General features: G+C 69.1%; 16 protein-coding genes. 14 read left to right on the plus strand and 2 right to left on the minus strand.

Annotated features, from left to right (window positions below; all coding sequences use genetic code 11):
* Window positions 1–99 precede the first annotated feature (99 nt).
* Window positions 100–2838, minus strand: coding sequence for a type VI secretion system ATPase TssH (gene tssH, locus J3P31_RS09760; RefSeq protein ID WP_210528244.1), 2739 nt, complete (start codon window positions 2836–2838; stop codon window positions 100–102).
* 125 nt (window positions 2839–2963) lie between these two features.
* Here tssH and J3P31_RS09765 point away from each other — a divergent pair, with 125 nt between their 5' ends.
* From J3P31_RS09765 to tagF, 14 genes are all read left to right on the plus strand, one after another.
* Window positions 2964–5060 (plus strand): serine/threonine protein kinase, encoded by a 2097-nt coding sequence (locus J3P31_RS09765; RefSeq protein WP_210528245.1) that lies wholly within the window; start codon window positions 2964–2966, stop codon window positions 5058–5060.
* 132 nt (window positions 5061–5192) lie between these two features.
* A complete protein-coding gene (locus J3P31_RS09770; RefSeq protein WP_210528246.1) occupies window positions 5193–6335 on the plus strand; it encodes a type VI secretion system protein TssA in 1143 nt (380 codons plus the stop codon).
* Window positions 6328–6861 (plus strand): type VI secretion system contractile sheath small subunit, encoded by a 534-nt coding sequence (gene tssB / locus J3P31_RS09775; protein WP_210528247.1) that lies wholly within the window; start codon window positions 6328–6330, stop codon window positions 6859–6861. Before J3P31_RS09770 ends, tssB begins: the two co-directional genes overlap by 8 nt.
* On the plus strand, window positions 6858–8369 hold the full coding sequence (tssC, locus tag J3P31_RS09780) for a type VI secretion system contractile sheath large subunit (RefSeq protein ID WP_438270293.1): 1512 nt from the start codon (window positions 6858–6860) through the stop codon (window positions 8367–8369). Before tssB ends, tssC begins: the two co-directional genes overlap by 4 nt.
* A gap of 29 nt (window positions 8370–8398) precedes the next feature.
* Window positions 8399–8887, plus strand: coding sequence for an Hcp family type VI secretion system effector (locus tag J3P31_RS09785; RefSeq protein ID WP_210528248.1), 489 nt, complete (start codon window positions 8399–8401; stop codon window positions 8885–8887).
* A 23-nt stretch (window positions 8888–8910) separates the two neighbouring features.
* Window positions 8911–9627 carry a type VI secretion system baseplate subunit TssE gene (tssE, locus tag J3P31_RS09790; protein WP_368373052.1) on the plus strand — a complete coding sequence of 239 codons (717 nt, stop codon included), beginning with the start codon at window positions 8911–8913 and terminating at the stop codon, window positions 9625–9627.
* 1 nt (window position 9628) lies between these two features.
* Window positions 9629–11500 (plus strand): type VI secretion system baseplate subunit TssF, encoded by a 1872-nt coding sequence (gene tssF, locus J3P31_RS09795; protein ID WP_210528249.1) that lies wholly within the window; start codon window positions 9629–9631, stop codon window positions 11498–11500.
* Window positions 11464–12501, plus strand: coding sequence for a type VI secretion system baseplate subunit TssG (gene tssG, locus J3P31_RS09800; protein ID WP_210528250.1), 1038 nt, complete (start codon window positions 11464–11466; stop codon window positions 12499–12501). Before tssF ends, tssG begins: the two co-directional genes overlap by 37 nt.
* The gene (gene tagH, locus J3P31_RS09805; RefSeq protein WP_210528251.1) at window positions 12498–13817 is read left to right on the plus strand and encodes a type VI secretion system-associated FHA domain protein TagH; all 1320 of its coding nucleotides are present in this window, start codon (window positions 12498–12500) and stop codon (window positions 13815–13817) included. Before tssG ends, tagH begins: the two co-directional genes overlap by 4 nt.
* Complete coding sequence (gene tssJ, locus J3P31_RS09810; RefSeq protein WP_246849400.1) at window positions 13810–14280, plus strand: type VI secretion system lipoprotein TssJ; 471 nt, start codon at window positions 13810–13812, stop codon at window positions 14278–14280. The genes tagH and tssJ overlap by 8 nt, the downstream gene beginning before the upstream one ends.
* Window positions 14281–14304: 24 nt before the next feature.
* Window positions 14305–15621, plus strand: coding sequence for a type VI secretion system baseplate subunit TssK (gene tssK / locus J3P31_RS09815; protein WP_368373053.1), 1317 nt, complete (start codon window positions 14305–14307; stop codon window positions 15619–15621).
* Window positions 15622–15625: 4 nt separating this feature from the next.
* The gene (icmH, locus tag J3P31_RS09820; RefSeq protein ID WP_210528254.1) at window positions 15626–17014 is read left to right on the plus strand and encodes a type IVB secretion system protein IcmH/DotU; all 1389 of its coding nucleotides are present in this window, start codon (window positions 15626–15628) and stop codon (window positions 17012–17014) included.
* 1 nt (window position 17015) lies between these two features.
* On the plus strand, window positions 17016–20564 hold the full coding sequence (gene tssM, locus J3P31_RS09825; protein WP_210528255.1) for a type VI secretion system membrane subunit TssM: 3549 nt from the start codon (window positions 17016–17018) through the stop codon (window positions 20562–20564).
* The gene (gene tagF / locus J3P31_RS09830) at window positions 20546–21079 is read left to right on the plus strand and encodes a type VI secretion system-associated protein TagF (protein ID WP_210528256.1); all 534 of its coding nucleotides are present in this window, start codon (window positions 20546–20548) and stop codon (window positions 21077–21079) included. Before tssM ends, tagF begins: the two co-directional genes overlap by 19 nt.
* On the opposite strand, the gene J3P31_RS09835 is transcribed toward tagF, so the two are convergent.
* Window positions 21051–23363 carry a type VI secretion system Vgr family protein gene (locus J3P31_RS09835; protein WP_210528257.1) on the minus strand — a complete coding sequence of 771 codons (2313 nt, stop codon included), beginning with the start codon at window positions 23361–23363 and terminating at the stop codon, window positions 21051–21053. The two genes, tagF and J3P31_RS09835, sit on opposite strands and share 29 nt — an antisense overlap.
* Window positions 23364–23390: the final 27 nt, after the last annotated feature.

The following is a 23390-nucleotide window of genomic DNA, read 5'->3' on the forward strand; positions in this document are numbered from 1 at the left end:
CTGGCGGGCCGGCCTGCTCGACGCGGATGATTCCCGGCCCGCGAAGACGCCCCAGCCGGGGCAAGGGCAGTCATGGACCTGCTTCGGCCTCGTGGATCCTCATTCGAAGGCGTAGGCGAACCCACCGTCACCCCCGGTCACGGTGACCTTTGCCAGGGTCTGCCCGGCCAGCTTGCGGCCGAGCACCTGCCGGCTCAGCTCCGGCAGCAGGGTGTTCGTCAGGATCGCGTCGATCATCCGTCCACCCGACTCGATCTCGGTGCAGCGCGCCTTGATGAGGTCGAGCGCTCCTTCGCCCAACGTGAGCTCCGCGCCGTAGCCGTCGGCGAGGCGGCGCGCGATCGAGCGCAGCTTGTGGCCGGCGATCGCTTCGATCATCGCGTCCGAGAGCGGAAGGTAAGGGATCGTGACCACCCGCCCGAGAAAGGCGGCCGGAAAGACCCGGAGGAGCGGCGCGCGCAGGGCCGCCGCCAGTTCATCCCGGTCGCCGGGCTGTCGGCCGTCCTCGGTCAGCGCCATGATCTCCTCGGACCCGACATTGGACGTGAGCAGGATCAGCGTGTTCTTGAAGTCGATGCGCCGGCCTTCGCTGTCGTCCATCATCCCCTTGTCGAACACCTGGTAGAAGATCTCGTGGACGTCCGGGTGGGCCTTCTCGACCTCGTCGAGGAGCACCACGGAATAGGGCCGCCGGCGGACCGCCTCGGTGAGGATTCCGCCCTTGCCGTAGCCGACGTAGCCGGGCGGCGCGCCCTTGAGCGTGGACACCGTATGCGCTTCCTGGAACTCGCTCATGTTGATCGAGACGAGGTTCTGCTCTCCCCCATAGAGGGCCTCGGCCAGGGCGAGGGCGGTCTCGGTCTTTCCGACCCCAGACGGGCCGCAGAGAAGGAAGACGCCGACCGGCTTCTCGGAGGCGCCTAGCCCCGCATAGGCGGTCTGGATTCGATTGGCGATGATACCCATGGCATGGTCCTGGCCCACGACCCTGTCCGACAGGATCGAGGCCAGCTTCAGCGCCTTCTCGGTCTGGCTCGCCAGCATCCGGCCCAGCGGGATCCCGGTCCAGTCCTGCACCACCGAGCCCACGGCGTTCCGGTCCACCGCAGGGAGGATCAGCGGCCGTTCCCCCTGCGCCTGCGCGAGCTCAGTCATGCGCGCGCGGAGCTGGGCCATCATCTGTGCGCAGTCCTCGGGCGACGGGTTGGCGTCCCCATCGGCGGCGCTGCCCGAAGCTTCGGGCACGGAGGGCTGGGGGGCGACCTCGGAACGCTCCGGCCCTGCAATCCCCGCCGGAGCATCCACCGCAGCGCCGCCGCGTCTGAGGCGTGCGCGCAGGTCCAGGATCTCGTCGACGAGGGCCTTCTCGGCGTCCCACCTTTCCTTGGCCTGACCAAGCTCGGCCTCGGCCTGAGCGATGGCGTTCGCCACGTCCTTGGGCCGGTCGCCGACGTCCAGCCCGATCCCGGCCTCGCGGGCGATGATGTCCTGCTCGACCAGGAGGCTGGCCCGGCGCCGTTCGATGTCTTCGACCTCGGCGGGGGTGGCGTGCTGGCTCACCGCGACCCGGGCGCAGGCCGTGTCGAGCAGGCTGATCGCCTTGTCGGGCAACTGGCGCGCCGGAAGGTAGCGGTGCGACAGGCGAACGGCGGCCTCGATCGCCTCGTCCAGGATCTCGACCTTGTGGTGCTTCTCCAGCACGCCTGCGATGCCGCGGCACATGCGGATGGCCGCGTCCTCGGAAGGCTCCTCGACCTTCACGACCTGAAAGCGCCGGGTCAGGGCAGGGTCCTTTTCGATATGCTCCTTGTATTCGGACCAGGTGGTCGCGGCGACCGTGCGAAGCTCTCCCCGGGCAAGGGCCGGCTTGAGCAGGTTCGCCGCATCGCCCGTGCCGGCAGCCCCGCCCGCGCCGATCAGGGTATGCGCCTCGTCGATGAACAGGATGATGGGCGTGGAACTCGACTGCACCTCGTCCACGACGGCCTTGAGACGCTTCTCGAACTCGCCCTTGACGCTCGCCCCGGCCTGCATGAGCCCGATGTCGAGCATGTGGAGATCGACGCCCGCGAGCTGGGGGGGCACGTCGCCCTTGGCCAGGCGCAGGGCGAACCCTTCGACGACGGCCGTCTTGCCCACCCCCGCCTCACCGGTGAGGATGGGATTGTTCTGCCGACGACGCATCAGGATGTCGATGATCTGCCGGATCTCGGCGTCCCGCCCGACGACAGGGTCGATGCGCCCGTCGCGCGCCCGCGCCGTCAGGTTCGTCGCGTATTGCGCGAGCGCCGAGCGCCCCCCGGCCTGCGGCGACGCGGCGGCGGGGGGCGGGGCGCCGGTCTGCTCGGCCGAGTCCGACAGGAGGTCGGGGAGGGCCGGCACCAGCGACGCCGCATCGAGCTTGTCGAACTCGAGGCTGATCTTGAGCAGAAGCCCCTCAAGGACCGGCGTCCTGAGCGCGGCCAGGAGGATATACGAGGATCGGACCGTGTCGTCGCCGGATTCCAGGCTCCCATAGGTCCAGGCCTCCTGAATGGCGCGAAAGATGTGGTCCGAGAACTCCTCGACCGCGGTTGCGCCGCGAGGCAGGGCGTCGATGGCGCGGACCGTGTCGGCGGCAAGCCGCGACAGGTCCACGCCCGCGGACCTGAGCAGGATCTCGAAATCCGAGCGCGGGGACATCGAGAGCTGTTCCACGAGGTGGACGAACTCGACATAGGGGTTTCCGCGGGCCTTGGCGGTCTGGGCCGCGTCCGAGAAGGCCCTGAGGCAGGTGGGATTGAGCTTTCCAACCAGCTCGCGCCGCTTGATGGTTTCGCCCGTACCCCGTGCGGCCATCGGACCCTCCCCTGTGGGATCCTGCCGCGTTCCGATGCAAGATTTCCGGCACGCGGCCCGGCTTCCAGTCTATGAAGGAGTTGGGCCGCTGGCGACAACTTTCTCGGCCCGAGGAGGAACGGCGCATGATCCAGCCCCTTCCGACGGACATCTTCCACCAGGGTCAGGTGCTCAACAACACCTACGAGATTGAGGGCGTGCTGGGCCGGGGCGGCACGGGCGAGGTCTACCGGGCGCGCAACCTGGTGTCCGGGCGCATCGTAGCGGTCAAGGCGCTGGCCCGCCAGTTCTCGGGCAACGAGGACTACATCGAGCTGATGCGCCGCGAGGAGCAGATGCGCGACATCGCCCACGATGCGGTGGTGCGCTACACGGAATGCTCCCGCTCGGACGATGGCAACGTGTTCCTGGTCATGGACTTCATCGACGGGCCGTCGCTGTTCGACGAGCTGCGGCGGCGGCGCTTCGACCCGCGGGAGTTGCTGATCGTCGGCCACCGTGTCGCCGAGGGGCTCGCGGCGGCCCATCGCAGGGGGATCGTGCATCGCGACCTTTCCCCCGACAACGTCGTCCTCCGCGGGGGCGAGCCCGAGCGGGCCACGATCATCGACTTCGGGATCGCCAAGGATACCACGCCGGGAGCTCGGACGATCGTCGGCAACGACTTCGCCGGGAAGTATGAATACGCCGCGCCCGAGCAGCTGGAAGGGCAGGCCGATGCGCGTTCCGATCTCTACGCCCTGGGGGCGTCGCTGCTGGCGGCTTGGCGGGGCGAGGTGCCGTTCGTGGGCACGACGCCGGGAGAGATCGTCCGCCGCAAGCGCCTGCCGCTCGACACCGAGGGTCTGCCGCAGCCGCTCAAAGGGCTGATCGACAAACTGTCGGCTCCGGCGCCGGGGTCCCGGCCTGCATCGGCGACCGAGGCGCTGGCGGATTTCGAGAACGCCTTGCGCCTGGGCCGGGGGGCCCGGCCGGCCAAGGCTGGCGGGCAAAGGACAGGACGCAAGTGGGGGCTCGTGGCCGCAGGGCTCTTGGTCATCGTCCTTGGGGCCGGCGGCGGTCTTTGGCGGGCCGGGATGCTGGACGGGGTCCTTCAGCCCGATCTCCCCGAGGCCGTCCCTTATCGGCTGACCGCAAGTGTCCTGGGTGGGCCGATCCTGGAGGGCAACGCTCCGGACGCGGAGGCCTCCCTTGCGTTGCGGCAGGCCTTTGGCGCCATAGCCGGCCAGATGCCACCCGAGGTCAGCCTGGTCCTTGCCCGCGGCGTGCCGTCCGAGGCCTGGCCCGGAACGATGGCCGCGATGATCGAGGCTGCCGCAGGGCTCGAGGATTGGACGCTCGAGGCGGAGGGAAGCGCCGTGCACCTGTCGGGCTTTGCGCCCGATACCGGATCCCGGGACCGCCTCGCCGCCGCCCTCACCGAGCGCGCGAGCGAGGCAGGCCTCAGCCTTGATCTGGACCTCCGCCTGGCGCCGCGGCTGCTTCGCCCGGATCAGGTGATTGGGGCGCTCGCGCCGGTCGCGACCTGCGGTTCCATGGGACTGATCGAGCCACCGGAGGACGCCTACGGCCCTGCGGACCGGATTCGCGTCACAGGCGACGTCGCGGCCGCCGGGGACGAGGTTCGCATCCGCGAAGCCTTGGACGCGGTGGCCGGAGATCGTCCGGTCCAGCTGGAGGCCTCGGTCCTGAATGCCGACCTTTGCGCGATCCGCGCGCTGCTGCCGACGCTGCCCTCAGCCGGGATGTCCATCCGCTTCTCGGACGGGGCCACCGGAGGCGTCAACCTGTCGGGCATCTATTCCGCCGGGGCGAACCCGGTCGTGGAGGTCGAATTGCCTGCCACGGTCCGCGACGGCTGGCTTTGGGTCATCCTGGTGGACAACACCGGAAAGGTCTTCAACCTGCTGCCCAACATCAGCCAGACCGAGCATCGGATCGCAGAACTGGGCACGGTCGAGAACGGCATCCGGCGCATCCCCGTGCTGCACTCGATCGACGAGTTCTCCCACGACAACACCAAGCTCGCCTTCCGCATATCGGCGCAGGACTTCGGCAAGAGCGAAGTCATCGCCTTCCTCTCGCGCGAGCCCCTCTTTAGTGTGCGACGCCCCCGCGACGAATCCGTCGCCTCGTTCGCCGAGGCTCTGGCGGGGGTCGAGAGAAACCAGCCCGGGAACCTGACCGCCCTGGCCGCCCGGGTGCTCGAAGGCCGACCTTGACGCAAGGATAACGTGCTGCGACAGTCAACCTGACGGTGAGACGGATCGACGTGGTTTCGTGACGGCGCTCGTCCTGGATCCAAGCTGATTGCAGTTGCCCCGTCCTGTCCTTGCCCTGGAGAGGCGGACATCGTGACATCGATTGACTCGTTCCTTGTTCCCATCTCGCAAGCGAACCCCTCCGGGCTCGAGCTTCGGAACGACGCCCGTTTCCATGCCATCGAGCGTATTCTTCTTCCCGCCACGCAGTCCGCGCGGGCGCAGGCTCCGGACTCCGAGCCGGCCGTGGACTGGGACGACGTGCTGCGGCGCTGCGAGGAGGTCGGAGCCGACGGGCATGACCTGCGGTTGCTTGTCATCGTCGTCAGGGCGCTGGCGCAGATCGATGGGTTCCGGGGGATGGCCCAAGGGCTGTCGCTCCTTACCCAAGCGGTCGAGACCTACTGGACGACGTTGCACCCGGTGCTGCGGGACCGTCCGTCGCCCCGGGACGCGGCGGTCCGTCGGCTCAACGCGCTGTTCCAGCTCGAGAACGATGAGGACGGCCTGCTTTGCGACCTGTCCTACATGGCCCTGTTCAGCCTGAGGAGCCTCGGACGGTTCACGGGCGCAGACCTTGCTGCCGGCAGCCTGTCGCGGACGGCCTTCCTCAACGAAACCCCGCCGGGACTGGGCGAAGCCGAACGGGCCGCGATGGCGGCGCAGCACGAGGCCAGGGTCGGACGCGTGAGGACCGGCTGCCGCATGCTCGCCGTCGAGGAGCCGACCCGGCTGGCCGACCTGAGCGAAGGCGTCGCGCTGGCCCGCGCCGCCTTGGGCAGACTGGAGGACCGGCTGTCCGCCCGGCTGGCGGAGGAAGGGGCGGGCGTGACCTTTGCCCGGCTCGGCCGTTTTCTGGAACGGGTGGCCACGACCCTGGGTCAGTCCGGCCAGAGTCAGGATGCGGCCGGAACAGTCCTGCCCCAGGCAGGTCCGTCGCCCGCGACGGCCGCGGCTGCGGGCGGCCCGTCCGCCGCGCCGGACCAGGTCGGCGGGGATGTGGTGACATCGCGGCAGGATGTGGAGCGGATGCTGGACCGCATCATCGAATTCTATGAGCAAACGGAACCCGCATCGCCGATCCCGCTGCTGGCGCGGCGCCTGAGGCGGATGGTGCCCATGACCTTCCTCCAGCTCATGGAGGAGCTTGCGCCCAGCGGGATGAAGGAAGTCCGCAACCTCGCCGGCGTGACCGACGAGAAGACGAGAGCGAAGGGGGGAGCCGCCGATGGCTGAAAGCAAGCAGAAGGTGATCGAGCGAAACCGCGCCCCGCGGGTCCAGATCGCCTATGACGTGGAGCATTACGGAAGTCCGACGACGATCGAGCTGCCCTTCGTCATGGGCGTGATGGCCGACCTCGCCGGAGCGTCCGAAAGCCGGGAAGCGCAGAAGCCCGTGGGCGACCGGAACTTCGTCGAGGTCGATGCCGGTCGGTTCGGCAAGTTCATGGACGCCGTCGCCCCCCGGGTCACGGCGAGGGTGCCGAACCGGCTCCCGGCGCAGGACGGCCAGCCGTCCGAGGAGGAGATGTTCGTCGACCTGACCTTCCGGTCCATGCGCGACTTTGCGCCCGACCGGGTGGCCGAGCAGGTCCCGGCCCTCGCCGAGCTCCTCAGGATGCGGCGGCAGCTCGAGGAGTTGCTGGGCTACATGGACGGCAAGGTGAACGCCGAAAAGCGCATCGCCCAGCTTCTGTCCAACGAGCCGCTCCTGGCGCAGGTCGCCGGGGAGGCGATGAAGAGCGGGCAGGGGGGTGAATGACCATGGCCGATGCCGCAAAGCAGGACGTCGCCGCCGCCCCGGCCGAAGCACTGTCGCTCGACGAGTTCAGCAGCCTGCTGGAGAAGGATTTCCGGGTCAAGGACACCGAAAGCGAGAAGCTTCAGGCGCTCGTGCAGAACCTGGCCCGCGCCGCGACCGAGCGGTCGGGCACCGCGACCATATCGGGCAATGCGATCAAGTCGATCAAGTCGCTGATCGCCGGGATCGACCGGCTGCTGTCGGCGCAGGTCAACGAGATCATGCATTCCGACGAGGTGCGGACCATCGAGGGCACCTGGCGGGGGCTCCATTATCTCGTGAACAACACCGAGACGGATCAGAAGCTGAAGATCCGGGTGATGAACATCAGCAAGGACGAGCTGGCCGACACCCTCGAGGACTTCGAGGGGCAGATGTGGGACCAGTCGCCGCTGTTCAAGAAGATCTATTCCGACGAATATTCCATGCTGGGCGGGGAGCCCTTCGGCAGCATCATCGGCGCCTACGAGTTCAGCCATCATCCCAGGGACGTGAGCCTGCTGCGCAACCTGTCCGGGATCTGCGCCGCCGCCCATGCGCCCTTCATCGCGGCGGCGGCTCCGGCGCTGTTCCGGATGGAAAGCTGGCAGGAGCTGCCCAACCCGCAGGACCTCCAGCAGATCGTGTCCTCGCCCGACTACGCAAGCTGGCAGAGCCTCAGGGAAAGCGAGGACAGCCGCTACATCGGCCTGACCATGCCGCGCGTCCTGGCGCGCCTGCCCTACGGCGCCGCGACCGTCCCGGTGAAGGGCTTCGCCTTCGAGGAGGAGATCGACGGCAAGCACGACAACTACGTCTGGATGAACGCGGCCTTCCCCATGGGGGTGAACATCAACCGCAGCCACAAGCTGTATGGCTGGGGCACCCAGATCCGGGGCGTCGAGTCGGGCGGCACCGTCATCAACCTTCCGGTGCACACCTTCCCGACGGACGACGGCACGGTCGCCATGAAATGCCCGACCGAGATCGCCATCGACGAGCGGCGCGAGGCGGAGCTGACCAAGCTGGGCCTCATGCCGATCCTGCATCGCAAGAACACCGACATGGCGGCCTTCATCGGGGCGCATTCGCTCCAGGACGACGAGGCGCGGGCGGGTCGTCTGGTGGATCCCGACGCGCAGGCCAACGAACGGCTGTCGGCGAACCTGCCCTACCTGTTCCCGGTCTGTCGCTTTGCCCATTACCTGAAGGCCATCGCGCGGGACAAGATCGGCACCTTCAAGGAACGGGCCGACATGCAGGTCTGGCTGAGCGAGTGGATCAACCGCTACGTGCTGGCGAACCCCGCAATGGCCGACGACAAGGCCAGGGCCAAGCGCCCGCTTGCCCGGGCCGAGGTGCAGGTGGACAGCGTCCTGGGTCGCCCGGGCTACTACAACGCCCGCTTCTACCTGCGCCCGCACTACCAGCTCGAGGGCATCAACGCGAGCCTGCGGCTCGTCTCCGAACTTCCATCGATCAAGGGCTGACCGCCCGCTAGCAGGGGGAGCATATCACGATGGCGATCTCCGGTTACGTGAAGATCGAAGACATCAAGGGCGAGTCGAAGCGCGCCGACCACGAGGAGGAGATCGACGTCCATTCGATCGCCTGGACCGTCGTCCAACAGTCCTCCGCCAATCTGGGATCGGGCCGGTCGCGGGGCCGGGCGCAGATCAGCGACGTCACCGTTCGCAAGTTCACGGACGCGGCGTCGCCCTATCTCGCCCTCGCGGTCATGCAGGCGAAGTCGATCCCCGAGATCGTCATCATGGCCCGAAAGGATTCGGGGGACGCGCATCTCGACTACCTCAAGATCACGCTGTCGAACGCGGCCGTGTCGGGCTTCAAGATGCTCGAGACCGAGGCCACCACGGCCGAGCAGATGATCGAGGAGGAGGTCAGCTTCACGGCCGAGAAGATCAACGTGGTCTACACCGTCCAGGCCGAGGATCATTCGGCCGGAGACGAGCACGAGATCGAATACGACATCGTCGCCGGTCGCTGAGCCGGGACGGGTGGGGAGGTCGCGTGCAGGAACGATCCGGCATCCGGGAGGCACGGCGCGAGGCGGTCCAGCCCAGCCTGTGGGACCGCCTGATCGACGACCTGCCAGGACTTGAAGCCGAGATGGCGACGCGCACCGCCGAACTCGGCCGCGAGCTTGGGACCGAGACGCTCGGACGGCTCCTGGCGGCGGGGCGGCGCGGGGTCGAGCAGGAGCCGGGGCTCGACGACCTGCACCGGCGTGAGCTGCGGGACCTGATCGCGATGCGCGAGCGGCAGGCCTTCCTCAAGGACCGGGGCATCGTCGTGACTCCAGACGTCCTGCGTGAGGCCGTTCGCCGGGACATCGAAGCCCTGTTCAACGTCGAGCGTTTCGAGTGCGATCCCCTCCTGACGGATGCGGAGCGCGCCCACATGTCCAGTGCCGCCTCGTTGATCCGCGAGTTTCCGGAAGCGCGCCGGAGCGTCCTGAACTATGGCGTGCCTGCCTTCGCCGGTCGGCGCGCGCGGGACTTCGACCCGGACCGCCTGTCCCGGGAGCTGCGCGAGGTGGTCGCGGTCTATGAACCCAGGCTCCGGTCGGACACCATCGTCGTCCGCGTGGCCACGAACGACAGGACGGGCCTCCGCATCGAGTTGGAGGGCCTCCTCCTGCTGTCGCCGGTGCCCGAACGGCTTCGGCTGTCGACCATGATCGACCTCGACAGCGGCCGCGCGGCGACCCAGCTCGCGGAGCGCTGAGATGGACCGCACCTTTCTCGGCTACTACGAGGAGGAGCTGATCCACCTGAGGGAGCTTGCGGGCGAGTTTGCGGCGCTGAACCCGACGGTGGGCCGCCACCTGTCGCTGGATGCCGTGCCATGCCCCGATCCCTATGTGGAGCGGCTTCTGGAGGGCGTGGCCTACCTGGCAGCCCGGACGCGACTGAAGCTGGACCTCGAGAGCACGCGCTACATCGAGATGCTGCTGGACGCCCTGGCGCCCGATCTTCTGTCGCCGGGACCTGCCGCCGGGATGGCGATCCTTCATCCGGGGCCCCAGGTCGCGGGGATGCACGGGGGGCACACCGTCCCGCGGGGCACGCGGCTGACCGCGGCCGTCCGGGACGGGCTCGCGACACGCGCCATCTACACCACGGCGCAGGATGTGACGCTCTGGCCCCTGCGGCTGGAGCGGGCCGAGTATCTTCCGGACCGAGGGGCGCTGCATTCCGCGGGCCTGCCTGACACGTCCCGGGAGGCCGAGGCAGGGCTGCGCCTGACCTTCTTGCGCGATGGGCCGGGCACGCTGTCCGAACTGGCGCTGGATCGGCTGGACCTGTTCCTGGCGGGGCGGGGCGGGGTCCTGTTCGACGCCATCCACAGCCATCCGCTGCCAGTCCAGGCGCGCGCGGCTGAAACCTCTCCGACCCCGGGGGTGGGCAGGCCCTACCATCAGGCAATTCCGGCCCGGATGGCCGGGCTGGAGGATACGGAGGCCCTCCTGCCGCCGGTGCGGCCTGCGTTCGGCGGCTATCGCCTGCTGCGCGAATACTTCCTGATGCCCGAACGGTTCCACTACCTGCGGCTGGAGGGACTTGCCCGGGCGGTCCGGGACTGCACCGGCGGCCCGCTCGAGGCGGTGATCCCGCTCCGGCTCGCGCGGCCCGAGATCGCGGACCTCTCGGCCCGGGACTTCCGGCTTTTCGCGACACCGGTGGTCAACCTGTTCGAGAAGGAGTGCAACGTCGTCGACCTGGACCCGCGCCGGTCCGCCCATGTCGTCCACCCTGACCGGACCGAGCCGCGCGACTTCGAGATCTATCGCCTGCTGCGGGTCGAGGACGCCGACGCCGACGGACCGGAGGCAGCGATCGTGCCCTTGCACGGCCTGTCGCGCAGGACGGCGACCGGCGCCGTCTACACCACCGAGCGGCGGCCGCGCCGGCCCGGCGAGGATGAGATCCGCCGCGGGCAGATGCGGACCGTCTATGCCGGCGACGATCTCTACATTTCGGTCGCGGGACAGCGCATCCCCAAGTCGCTCGACATCCGGGCCATCTGCACGAACCGCGACCTGCCGATCCTGGACGACGCTCCGACTCTGCTCATCGAGAGCGGGGACCCGGTTCGGCAGGTGGAGCTTCTGGGCCCGGTCCGCCGTCCGATCCCGGGCGGCCACGGCCGTCCCCCTAGGCGGGGACCCGGCGGGGAGGTGGAGGACGACGACGTGGCGTGGCGGCTGGTGGCTCAGCTTGCCCTCAGCCATCTGTCGCTGGGAGAGGAGGTCAAGGGGGCAGAGCCCCTTCTGGCGCTCGTCGGACTTTATGCCGACCGGGGCGATCCCTCCCTGGCGCGCCATATCCAGGCGTTGCGCCAGGTGACCTCCCGGCGCGTCGTGGAGCGGCTGGACCTGCCGGGGCCGCTCTGCTTCGGGCAAGGACTGGAGATCACCCTGGGCATCGACGAGGGGCCTCTGGCCGGTTCGAGCACGCTTCTGCTCACTGCGCTGCTGTCGCGCCTTTTCGCGCGGCACGCGTCGGTCAACGGATTCGTCCGCACCCGGGTCCGCCTGGGCCAGCGGCAGGAGGAGGTGGCATGGCCGATGACGCTCGGCGCCCGGGCGATGATCTGATCGCGCCGGATCGCGCCGCCTCGATGGGCTTCTTCGAGCTGCTTCGGCGTCTCGAGGCGTCGGGCGGACGCTTCGGACGGGGCGGGCCGCCCGACCGGGAACCCGCGCGCCTGGGCCAGTCCGCTCGTCTCGCCATCGCGACAGGCGACGTCGCGCAGGTCCGGGTAGGGGACGGACCGCCCCGGGTGGATGTGGAGGTCATCGGCCTGCTCGGCCCCGAGGGACCCATGCCTCTCCACCTGACCCGATGGATCCTTGAGCGGCTGTCGCAGCGGTGGTTCGAGACCGGGCGCGACCAGGCCACCGCCGACAGGACTGCGCTCGAGTTCTGCAACATGCTCCAGCACCGGATGATCGGCCTGTACTGGAGAGCCTGGGGGGACGCGCAACCCGCGGTCCATCTTGGGCGAGGTCCGGGAGCCGGTCGGATCGGGGCGACTCTGGCGGCCCTTGCGGGTGTGGGGCTGCCGGGCCTTCGGCCTCCAGGCGGTCCGATGGCCGACACCGAAGCCGTCAAGCTCGACCATGCGACCCGGATCGCCCACCAGCTGCCTGGTGGCGAGCGGCTGACCGTTCCCCTCGCCGACCTCCTGGATGCGCCCGTCCGCCTGAAAGAGTTCGTGGCCGCGTGGATCGACATCCCCGTTCCGCTCCAGACACGGATCGCTCGCGACCATGCCCGCCTCGGCCGGGGGGCTGTCGTGGGGGAGCGTGTGTTCTCCCGACAGGACAGGATCGAGCTCCGTGTGGGTCCTGTCGGACTGAAGGCCTTCGTCCGCTTGGCCGACGACCGCTCCCTTCGACGTCGGTTGCGGCATCTGGTCCTGCATCTGGTCGGGCGCGAGGTCGACGTCGACCTCAGACCCGTGCTGCATCGGGACGAGGTCCCCGAGCCTCGGCTCGGACAGGTCGCCCTGGGGCGGACCGCGTGGCTGCCCACCCGCCGCGCCGCCGACCGCGACGACCTGTCCCTGCGCCGCATCACGAGGGATGCCGCATGAGCCTGCGCCTCGTCATCGAGCATTCCCCGCACCAGCAGCCGGTCACGGAGGTCCTGCACCGCGACGGCGACCTGTGCATCGGGCGTGGCGCCGAAGCCGACTGGCGGATCGAGGATCCGGACATGTTCGTCTCCCGCCGGCATTGCCTGATCGCGGGCGATGAAGAGGGGTTCACCGTCACCGACATGAGCCGGGGCGGCTTGTTCGTGGACGGGGCCGACACTCCGCTCGGCGCCGGCCGAAGCTGTCCCCTGCAGGATGGGATGCGGCTCCGCTTGGGCGATGTCGTCGTCCGGGTGGAACTCCGATCCGACGCCAGCGTGGCTGGCCGGGCCGCCGGTCAGGGCCAGACGGGACCGGGCCTCTTCGTCGATGACGACTTCTTCTCGCGGCGTTCGACGGCCGAGCCCGAGTCGCCCCGACCACCCGATCTTCCCGACCCCTTCGACCGGGACCGCGAGAGGGCGCGGGGCGGGGCGGCGCCGGAAGCCAGGCGCAGGTCCCCTGATCCGGACGACTTCACGCTGGAAGCGGTGCCCGGCCCAAGGCAGGACGGCCATATCCGCGCGCGAGAGATCGTATCGGACGACGGGGACGACCGGGCCGGGTTCGCCTTCCCGTCCGAGGCCCGGGCCCATCCTCCCCACGAGCCGGACGACCGCCCGCCTTCGCGGGGCCGCGCTACGCCCGGACCGGCAGCGGAACCTCCGCCCACTCCAGCCGCCGAGGCCGCGAGCGATCTGGTCGAGGCCCTGCTGAGGGGGATGGGACTGGACGCCGCGGAGGCGGCCCGGATCGGACCGGCCGACATGGAGGTGCTGGGCCGCCGGGTCCGGGCCCTCGTCGGGGTCGTCGATCAGTCGCTACGCAACCGTGCGCGCGAAAAGCGCAACCTGCGGGTGGCCCAGACCGTGATCGGATCCTCGAACGTCAATCCGCTGAAGTTCCTGCCCGTGCCCGAGGACATGCTCCTGGCGCTGATCGGCCCGGCCCGGCCCGGCTACATGGACGCCGACGAGGCGATTGCCGCCGCTGCGCGGGATCTGGCCGACCATCAGCTGCGGTCCTGGTCCGGGCTTCAGGCCGCGTTGCGACGGATGATCGAGCGGTTCGACCCGGACCTGATCGAGCGGGAAATGGAAGCCGCGGGGCGGCTTCGCGCGATCCTTGCCGGAGGACGCTCGGCCCTCCTCTGGCAACTCTACTGCGAACGCTTCGCGTCGATCGCCAGGTCGGCCGAGGAGCGGTTCCTGGGGGATGTCGGCCAGGATTTCCGGGACGCCTATGAAGGACAAGGGAGGACAGATGATGACTGATCGTCGAACCCTGCTGCTGGGCGGGGGAGCGCTGGCTCTGCTGGCGGTGTCGGCCTGCGCGAAGCCCGAGGAGGAGCCCCCGCCCGCCGCCGCGACCATCACGGCGACCGGGGCGGCCGGGGCGAACCCCGGGCCGGATGGCGCGGACCGGCCGCTGACCCTGACCGTGCTGCAGCTGAGGTCGGCCTCGGCCTTCGAGGCTGCGGATTTCTTTGCGCTCCAGACGCCCGAGACGGCTTTGGGCGGGGATCTCGTTTCGGCCACCCAGATCGCGCTGACGCCCGGCGGGACAGCCTCCACGGTGGTTCCGCTGGACCCCGCGACCACCGCCTTGGGCATCGTAGGCGGCTACCGCGATCCGGCGGGCAAGGCATTCAGGGTCGTGGCACCTGTCACGCCGGGATCAAGCGTCAACCTGAACCTGGCCGCCACGAGTTCCGGCGTGGCGATCAGCCCGGCGTGAAGCGGGATGGACGGGGCAAACAGAGTGGTCTGGTCGGAGGGTCTCTTCCTCCGCACCCAGCATTTCCAGCAACAGGACCGGTTCGTCGAAGCCCTCGTGCGAGGGAGCCTGCGCGCTGCCCATCTGCAGGCCTGGGGATTCTCCGCGCTGGCTCTGGACGAGGGCGCCCTCCGGTCCGGGCGTGTCGGCCTGTCCCGGGCGATCGGCCTCTTTCCTGACGGGACGCCCTTCGCCATTCCCGGCGACGCCCTTCCGCCCGAAGGGGTCGCGGTCCGGCGCGAAGGTGCGGCTGGCTTCGCGCGGATCGGCATTCCGGCCGAGCGGCCGGGCACCCCGACCACCGAGCCCGCGCATTCCGCGCCCGGAGGCGCCCGCTATCGCGGAGCCCTGGTGACGGTCAGGGACGCCGTCCGGGGCGGAGCGGAGCCGACCGAGATCGAGGTGGCCAGCCTGACGGCGCGCCTTTTCGTTCCGGGCGAGGACACGGCAGGTTATGTCACGATGCCTGTGGCACGGATCGAAGGGCTGGCGGCCGACGGGTCGGTGCGGCTTGCCCCCGGCTTCCTGCCGCCCGCGCTCGTGACTGCGGCGGCCCCCTGGTACGCCGCCTTCGCCCAGGAGGTCGCGACGGGGCTGGAACGCATCGCCGAGGCGCATGGGCGCATGGTGCTGGGCGGGACCGGGCGCTCGGTCGAGAACCTCCTGATCCTTGAGCTGGCCAACGCCGCCGGGCCGCGGATCGCGCATATGGCGGCGCAGGACCTTTACCATCCGGCCGACCTGTACATGGAGTTGGCGGGGCTCGCCGGTCGCATGGCGACCTACGGGTCCTCGTCGCGGCGGCTGTCGGAACTCGCGACCTATGCCCACGAGGACCCGGAGCCAGCCTTCTCCGCGCTGGCCGACACGCTCCGGTCGCTCATGCTGTCGCTGCGCCACGTCGAGCCCAAGTCGCGCGCGCTCCCCGTCGCAGTCCATTCGGAGAACATCTGGAAGGTGCGGATCGACAATCCAGAGATCCTCAAGTCGAGCCGGATCGTGGTCCGTGTCGCCTCGGACCTCTCGGAAGCGCTGCTGCGCCGCATCTTCGTGGATCAGGCCACGGTCGGCGCCGCCGACGAGTTCGAGAAGCTCTGGCGGTCGCGCCTGCCCGGGATCCCGCTCAGGCCGCTGCATTCCCAGCCGCGCGAGATCCCCTACGACGGCGATCGCCTGTGCCTCGAACTGGACCGCAAGTCCGAGCACTGGGGCCACATCCTCGAATCGCCGGGCTTCGTGATCGGCGTCTCGGGGCAGCTTGAACGACAGCCCGTGATCGACTGCTATGCGGTGAGCCAGTGATGCCATGACCGACGCGGATGACCCCTTCGGCCTCATGAACGACGCGGGACGGACGCGCATCCGGCCGTCGGGGCGAAGGGCCGAGCCGGTCCGTTCGGAGAACCGTCCAGAGCCAGCCTCTGCCCGGTCCCAGCCGCGCAGAACCGGCGCCGTCTCGGTTCGGCATCCCCGAGCGCATCCCAACCCGCTGGTGGCAAGCTTTGCCCCGCTTCTGGAGATCGCGCCGGAACTCGAAGGCGCCGCCCCACCGGAAAGCGCCGAAACCCTGCGGGTTCGATTGCTCGCCAACTTGATCGAGGCGCGCGACGCCGCGGTGTCGCGGGGCGTCCCGCTCAGCCGCGCCGATCAGGCCGCCTGGTTCGTCGCCGCACTCCTCGACGACCTGGCCATCAACACGCCTTGGGGCGGGCAAAGCGACTGGCCGCGTCGTCCCCTGGTGGTCGAACTGGCCGGCGAGGTCGATCCCGGGACCCGGTTCTTCGAACGGCTGGCCGACCTCCAGCGCTATGCTGAGCGCGACCGCGACCTGCTCGAACTCGGCTACATGTGCCTGTGCCTGGGATTTCGGGGGCGGTTCCGGGTCGATGCGCGGCAGGGGCAAGCGGCTTTGCTTCAGACACGGGCGGCACTGGCCCGCCTCCTCCGCAGCCCCGACGCGATGCGATCCGCCCTGTCACCACGATGGGAGGGCGTGGACGTACCGGATGTTCCGCGTCGGTTCGCGGTCCCGCTCTGGACGATCGGTCTGGGGACGCTGGCCGTCGTGACGGCCATCTATGTCGGACTCGGAATGAGGCTGTCCGAGAAAGGAGAGCAACTCTACGCCTTGGCCCGGCTGATCCCGCCGCCCGAACCCGCGGGCATCTATCGACCCATTCGCCAAACGGATCCGGTGAGCGAGCCCGTCGAGGCCGCCCTGCCGGTCGAGCCCGTCGTCCTTGAGCTTCTGCCGCAGTTCCAGGCGGCGGCCCCGGCGGACACTGGCCCGGCGCTCACTGGCCACGACGACGTAGGCCTGGCCGTGCTGGTCGTGCGCGGCTCCAGCCCCGAGGTGTTCCGCTCGGCCCGTGCGGAGGTCAACGACGTGTATCGTCCGCTCTTCGCCTCGATCGCGCGGACCATCCTTGACAATGCCGAGGTGATCGGCCGCGTCACGGTGATCGGCCATACGGATTCCGTGCCCGTTCAGGCCAGCAATCCGTTCGCCTCGAACCAGGGCCTGTCCGAGGCGCGCGCCCAGACCATTGCGCGCCTCCTGGCGGAGGCTGGCGTGCCTTACGAACTCTTGCAGGCCGAGGGGAGGGCGGACAGCGAGCCGGTCGCCGACAACGCGACGCCCGAGGGGCGGGCCCAGAACCGCCGGGTCGAGATCCGGATCGAGAAGAGGCTCTGAGATGCGCCTCCTGAAATCGGTCCTCAGGTTCATCTTCTCACGGAGGCTCTGGACCTTCGTCGGGATCGTCCTGCTCTGCGTTCTCGTCTGGCAATTCGGGGCGATCGTGAAGATCGGCGAGGCCGTGCCGCTCGAATCTCCGACCGTCCGGCTGATCGCGATCGGCATGATCGTGGTCGCCTGGCTGGTCTCGGTGCTTCTGGCCCAGCTTCGGGCCGCCCGGGCCAACCGGATCTTCGTGGAAGAGCTCGCACAGCCGCAACGCCCGGTCGAGAGACCCGGCCAGTCGGCCGTCGAGGAGATCAATACCAAGTTCCAGGCTGTCCTGGCCGAGATGAAGCGATCGAGGCTCGGGGACCGGCGGTTCCTCCGGGACGTGTCCTGGTACCTTTTCATCGGTCCGCCCGGCACCGGCAAGACCACCGCGCTCAGGCAATCCGGCCTGCATTTCCCGATCGATCTGGGCGACGACCTGCGCGGGGTCGGCGGGACGCGGAACTGCGACTGGTTCTTTGCCGACGATGCGGTGCTCGTGGACACGGCAGGCCGCTACACGGAACAGGCCAGTGCTCCGGAGGTGGACGCGGCCGAGTGGCTGGGCTTCCTCGACCTGCTGCGCAAACACCGGGGCCGGCGTGCGCTGAACGGGGTCATCGTCGCCATCTCCGTCCGCGAGTTGCTGGGTCCCAAGGACGACCTGCGCGCCCATGGCCGCGAGATTCGCAAAAGGCTGGCCGAGCTGCGGGACCGTCTGGCCCTCGACCTGCCCGTCTATCTGGTCGTCACCAAGCTGGATCTCGTTCCCGGGTTCGACGCGTTCTACGGCGAACTCACGCAGGAGGAGCGGGAGCAGGTGTGGGGCGCGACTTTTCCGCCGCGCAAGGGCGTGGACGCCGCAGCCGTCGGTCACGAACTGGAGGCGCTCGCCGCACAGGCCGAAGCCCGGGTTGCGGGCCTGCTTGCCGAAGATCTCCCGTTGTCCCGCCGGGCGGAGATCTTCCGTTTCCCGGCCCAGATCCTGCGGCTCGAGGCACCCCTGAGGCTGCTGGTCGAAGCCGCCTTCGGACAGACGCGCTATGACGAGGCCCCGTGGCTGCGCGGAGTCTATCTCACGTCGGCAACGCAGGAAGGCTCGCCCATCGACCGGCTCGTGGCCGAGCTGGCCGACGACTTCGGCCTGCCGCCCCAGGTTCCCGCGCCGGGACGGCATGGCGAGAAGCGGTCGTTCTTCCTGCGCCGTCTCTTCACCGATGTCATGTTCCGGGAGGCCGGGCTCGGCATCCTCGATCCTCGGGCCGAGGACCGGAGGAAATGGATCTGGCGCGGCACGCTGGCCACCTCGGTCCTCGTCACCGCCTGTTTGGCTGCCGTTTTCGTCTTTTCGTTCGGCCGCTACTCCGGCGTGATTGCCGAGCAGGAGCGGCAGCTCACGGGATTGCAGGGCCGCTTGGCCGACGTTGCGGCGCGTCAGGCGCCCACGGACCCGCTGGACCTCGATCTGGCGCTGGCAGCCATGGACGAGGTCGAGGCGGCCGCGGTGTCGGTGCCCAAGCATCCGCTCACCATCCTTGGACCGACGGCCGGACGCGAGCTCGCCGAGACGCAGCGGATCGCCTACGACCGGGCGCTGTCCAACATCCTCAGGCCTCGGATGGTGGCCGTGCTGGAGTCGACGATCTGGCGGCAGATCCGCGACCCCGACTATCTTCTGGGCGCTCTCAAGACCTACTACATGATGACCGGGCTCGCCCCCTTTGACCGGGAATTCGCATCGGTCTGGTGGCAGGAGGCGCTGCCGAGCGGGGCCCCGATCGATCCCTTTCCCACCGAATCCGCGCGCCGGCATCAGGCTGCGGCCCTGGAGCGGTGGGGCCGCGACGACTCCACCATCGCCCCGGACCAGCCCTTGGTCCAGGCGGCGCTTCAGGCGTTGTGCGAGATCCCGCTGGCCGTGCGCGCCTACAACGCCCTGATGTCGGACCCGGCGGTGACCGCGCTGCCGGAATGGACGCCGGCCGAGGCGGCCGGTCCCCACGGGCCCAAGATCTTCACCCGCCTGTCGGGTCGGACCCTGCAGGCCGGTCTGGCCGGCGCCTTCACCTATGACGGCTTTCACGACACGGTCCTGCCGCTCGTGCCCGAGATTGCAGCCCAGGCCGCGCTGGACCGCCTGGTTTTTGCCGGGGGCTGCCAGGACAGCGCCGAGGCGGATGCGGGCGTACTGGAGCAGGAGATCCTGCGCCTCTACGAGCAGGACTACATCGCGCAATGGGACGGCTTCCTGAGGGACATCCGCCTTGCCCCGATCGGCGACCTGACTGTCGCGACCGAGAACCTCAAGGACCTGGCAAGCGACGACAGCGCGTTGCGACGCCTCCTCCGGGCCGTGGTCGACGAAACCGAACTAACCCGCGTCGAGACCGCCGAGGCGGGAGGCGGGGAGGGCGGCGAGGTGCCCCCGGGGCTCGTGTCCGCAGCGGTCAAGCGGCTGGGCGCGCTCGGTCGGCTGGCCCGAACGGGCGCCAAGGTGGTTCCTGCATCAGGCAGCCGAACTTCCACCGCCACGCCAGCGGGCGACGAGGTCGCCGCCCATTTCCGCCCGCTGAAGACGGTCATCGACAGCGTCGACGACGCGCCTCCCCGCATCGACGACGTCGTGGCCGCACTCGGCGCGCTGGCCAATGAGCTCCAGACCGTGGCGGCGAGCCCCGACCCGGAGGCCGCACTCCTGGCCAGGGGCGGCCTTCCCGAGCTGACTGGCGCCATCGCCGACGTGGCCCGCGACCTGCCCGACCCGGTCGACGACTGGGTGGCGGGCATCGCCGGCGACACCATCGCGGTCACGCGCGAGGCGGTGGTGGCGCAGCTCAACGCCCGGCTGCAGGCGGACGTGCTGCCGTTCTGCCGCTCTGCCACGGCTGGCCGGTACCCGTTCGACGCCGCGAGCGCGATCGACGTCACCGTGGCGGATTTCCAGCGGCTCTTCGGGACGGGCGGCCTTTTCGACGAGTTCACCGGGTCGCAGCTCCTGCCCTATGTGGACACGACCACCCGGCCCTGGCGCTGGCGGGCCGACTTCGGCCTTCCGCCCGAGTCGCTTCGTCCCTTCGAGAAGGCGAGGACCATCCGCGACGCCCTGTTCCCAGGCGGAGCCGGTCCTCTCCTGGCGTTCACGCTGGAGCCCAAGGACCTCACCGCGAATGCGAGCCGGGTCACGCTCAACGTCGACGGGCAGGTGCTCGTGTACTTCAATGCCGCGACCCGGCCCGTGCCGATGACCTGGCCGGGGACGGACGGCACCAATCTCGTGTCGCTGTCCTTTGCGCCGATCGACGGCTCGGCCGAGGCCATCACGACCGAGACGGGCGCCTGGGCCTTCCTGCGCCTGATCCATGACGGCGACCTTTCCCGGACCGAGCTGCCTGAACTGTTCCGGCTGCGGCTGACGCTTGGGGGCTTCGCGGCGACCTTCGACCTTCGCGCGGCCAGCGTGGACAATCCGTTCGACCTGGGCATGTTCGACGGCTTCGCATGTCCGGAGCGGATCTGAGCGACGCCGGCTATGCCGGGCTGTTCGGCAAGGTGCCCTGGACCGGGGACTTCGTCGAACGCGGCCTGGCACCGGAGTTCCGGCGGAGCTGGGACTTATGGCTGACACGGCACCTTGCCGGGCCGTCCGTCGCATGGCCGGCTGGCGGCCTGCGCTTCCAGCTCGCATCCGGGTCGCGGACGGCCTCGGGCGTCATCGTTCCGAGCCGGGACTCCGCGGGCCGGCGCTTCCCCCTGAGCGGCCTCGTGGTGCTGCCCTTCGCCCCCGATCCAGCGGAGGTTGATCGCTGGTGCGACGACGCGCTCCCGCTCCTGTCGCCCGAGGACCCGACGGGGCGAGATGCCGATACCCTGTGGCAGCGCCTCGACGCCTTGGCGCGGCCCGGTGGCGGGGGCGCGCCGGCCGTGCCTCTTCTGCTTTGGGCCAACGGCCAGCGACCTCGGGCGGCCGATCCCCTCCGACCGGATTCGGTTCTGGCCGCTCTCGTCAGTTCTGGAGGATCTTCGACCCCTTGAGCACGAGATCCCCTCCGGCCTTGCCGGTGATCTTGCCGCTGCCATCCAGGACGATGTCCTTGCCCTTGATGCTGATGCTCCCGTCCTTCTTCAGCATGATCACCGCATCCCCGCATCGGATCGTGATCTGGTCCGCGGCCTCGAGGACCATGGTCTTGCCGGATGTGACCGTGACCGTCCCAGTGACGTTCAGCGCCTGATCCTTGGCCACGCTGACCGTCTGCTTGCCACCGATGTCGGCGCTCTGGTCGCCGGCCAGCTTCAGGGTCTGATTGCCGCCGATATCGGTGCCATGGTCCTTGGTGATCTTGAAGGTCTGACCCCCTTTCACGGTCGTCTCGTCGTCGCTCTGGACGTGGTGATGCTGCTTCCCGCCAACCCGGACGCTTCGCTTCCGGCCTACGGTGATGGTCTGGTGGCTGCCGACGACCCGGCTTTCCATGAGCCCGACCTTGTCCGTCCGTCCCGCCTTCACGAGGATCATCTGCGCGAGGCCGACAGTCTGCTTGTGCAGCCGGTCGATCGACTCGGTCGAGTTGCCGACGACATGGATCGTCTCGTCGCCATCCACGGTCAGGGAACGGTCCGCCCCGACATGTTCGGTGTCATTGGCGCCGATCTCGACCAGGCGGTTGTTCCGGACGGTCGTGGATTTGTCGTGGCCCACCGTCTCGGTCCGGTCATGGCCCACGCCCTGCGTGGCGTCGTGACCCACGTCCTCCTTCCAGTCGTGGCCGATGCGGCGGGACTCGTCGTTCTTGACCAGCTCGTTGTGGTCCTTCTCGGCCTGGAAGTAGACCTCTTCCGACCCTTTCTTGTCTTCGAAGCGCAGCTCGTTCCACCCACCGCCGCCCGGCGAGGAGTTCGACTTCCACCCTGACTGGGTCGCGGACCCCGGCAAGCCGTAGGGCGGCATCTGCTCGGCGTTGTAGACCCGGCCGGTGATGATCGGTTGGTCCGGGTCCCCTTCGAGGAAGTCGACGATGACCTCCTGGCCGATGCGCGGGATCTGGATAAAGCCCCAACCCGCGCCCGCCCAGGCCGAACTGACCCGGATGAAGCAGGACGAATCCGCATCCTTTCGACCGTTCCGGTCCCAATGGAACTGGACCTTCACGCGCGAATACTTGTCAGTGAATATCTCGGCGCCGGCGGGACCGACGACGACGGCTGTCTGAGGGCCGGTCATGCGGGGGCGCGGCGTGCGCCGTTCCGGCCGGAACGGCAGGTCGGACGGCTGGAGGTCCAGCCGCACCTCGCAGCCCACCTCGTTGCCCCGGCCCGTCTGGGCCGTGCCGCTCCGATACTGTCCATCCCACATCCGGTATTCGGTCCGAAGCACGAGATAGCTACCGTTCTCGGACCGGCGGGGGAACTCGGCCAGGGAGAAGCTCGATCCCGAGCGAAGGCCCGGGGCGGTGGCCCGGGCGCGGACGCGGTGCCGCGGCGCCTGGATCTCTTCGACCCGGAGCTCCGCGAGGTCGTCGCCCCGGGCAAAGGCCACGTAATTGCCCGGATAAGCGTAGGCCTCGGTGCCGGGGTCGGACAGACTGCCCTTGTCCTGCGCCTGCGACATCAGGTTGGCCGAAGGCTTCTCGAAGTCGTAGTCCGTATGGGCGAAGCGGGTCGTCCGGACGGACTGCGCGGCCGACCACTCCACGATGAAATCGCCGTCCAGAAAGTTGGCCCGCTCATCCCCTTGCCACGGCACCGTCTCGAGCCCGTCCACCGGCGCGATCCGCGAGTTCTCGTCGGCCAGGACCAGAAGATGGCCGTCGCGCTCGTGTTCGAAGAAGTAGAAGATCCCTTCATACTCCAGGAGACGCTGCAGGAAATCCAGGTCGGATTCGCCATACTGAACGCAGTAGGTCCGGGGCGGGTAGGACCTTCGCAGCCGGATGTCGAAGCGCACCTGCGGATAGTCCTTTAGGACCTCCTCGAAGATCTGCACGACCGTCAGGTTCTGGAAGATCCGGTTGTCCGTCGAAAGCGACAGGAGCCAGAAGGCCGGGCGAAGCGTCGCCCGGTAGCGGGCTTCGCCCAGGGCGGTATTCTCGTAACTGAAATCGGTGACGATGGCGTGCAGGTGATGGACGGGCTCCGGGCGACCGATGGAGACGGTGACGCCCTGTCCCAAGAGGTCGCTGGCCTCCACGTCGACATCTTCGCCGACCATCGACAACGCGAAGGCAAAGCAGCGGCTGATCTCGTCGTGGCCCTCCAGCGCGGCAAAGGCCAGCCGGTCGCCAAGCGGGGTGGTGAGGGTGATCTCGCGGTCGGTCACGGGTGATCGCCTCCGGCCAGGGATCTG

It is taken from the genome of Rubellimicrobium arenae (genome assembly GCF_017916275.1).
GTDB classification, from domain to species: Bacteria; Pseudomonadota; Alphaproteobacteria; order Rhodobacterales; family Rhodobacteraceae; genus Rubellimicrobium; species Rubellimicrobium arenae.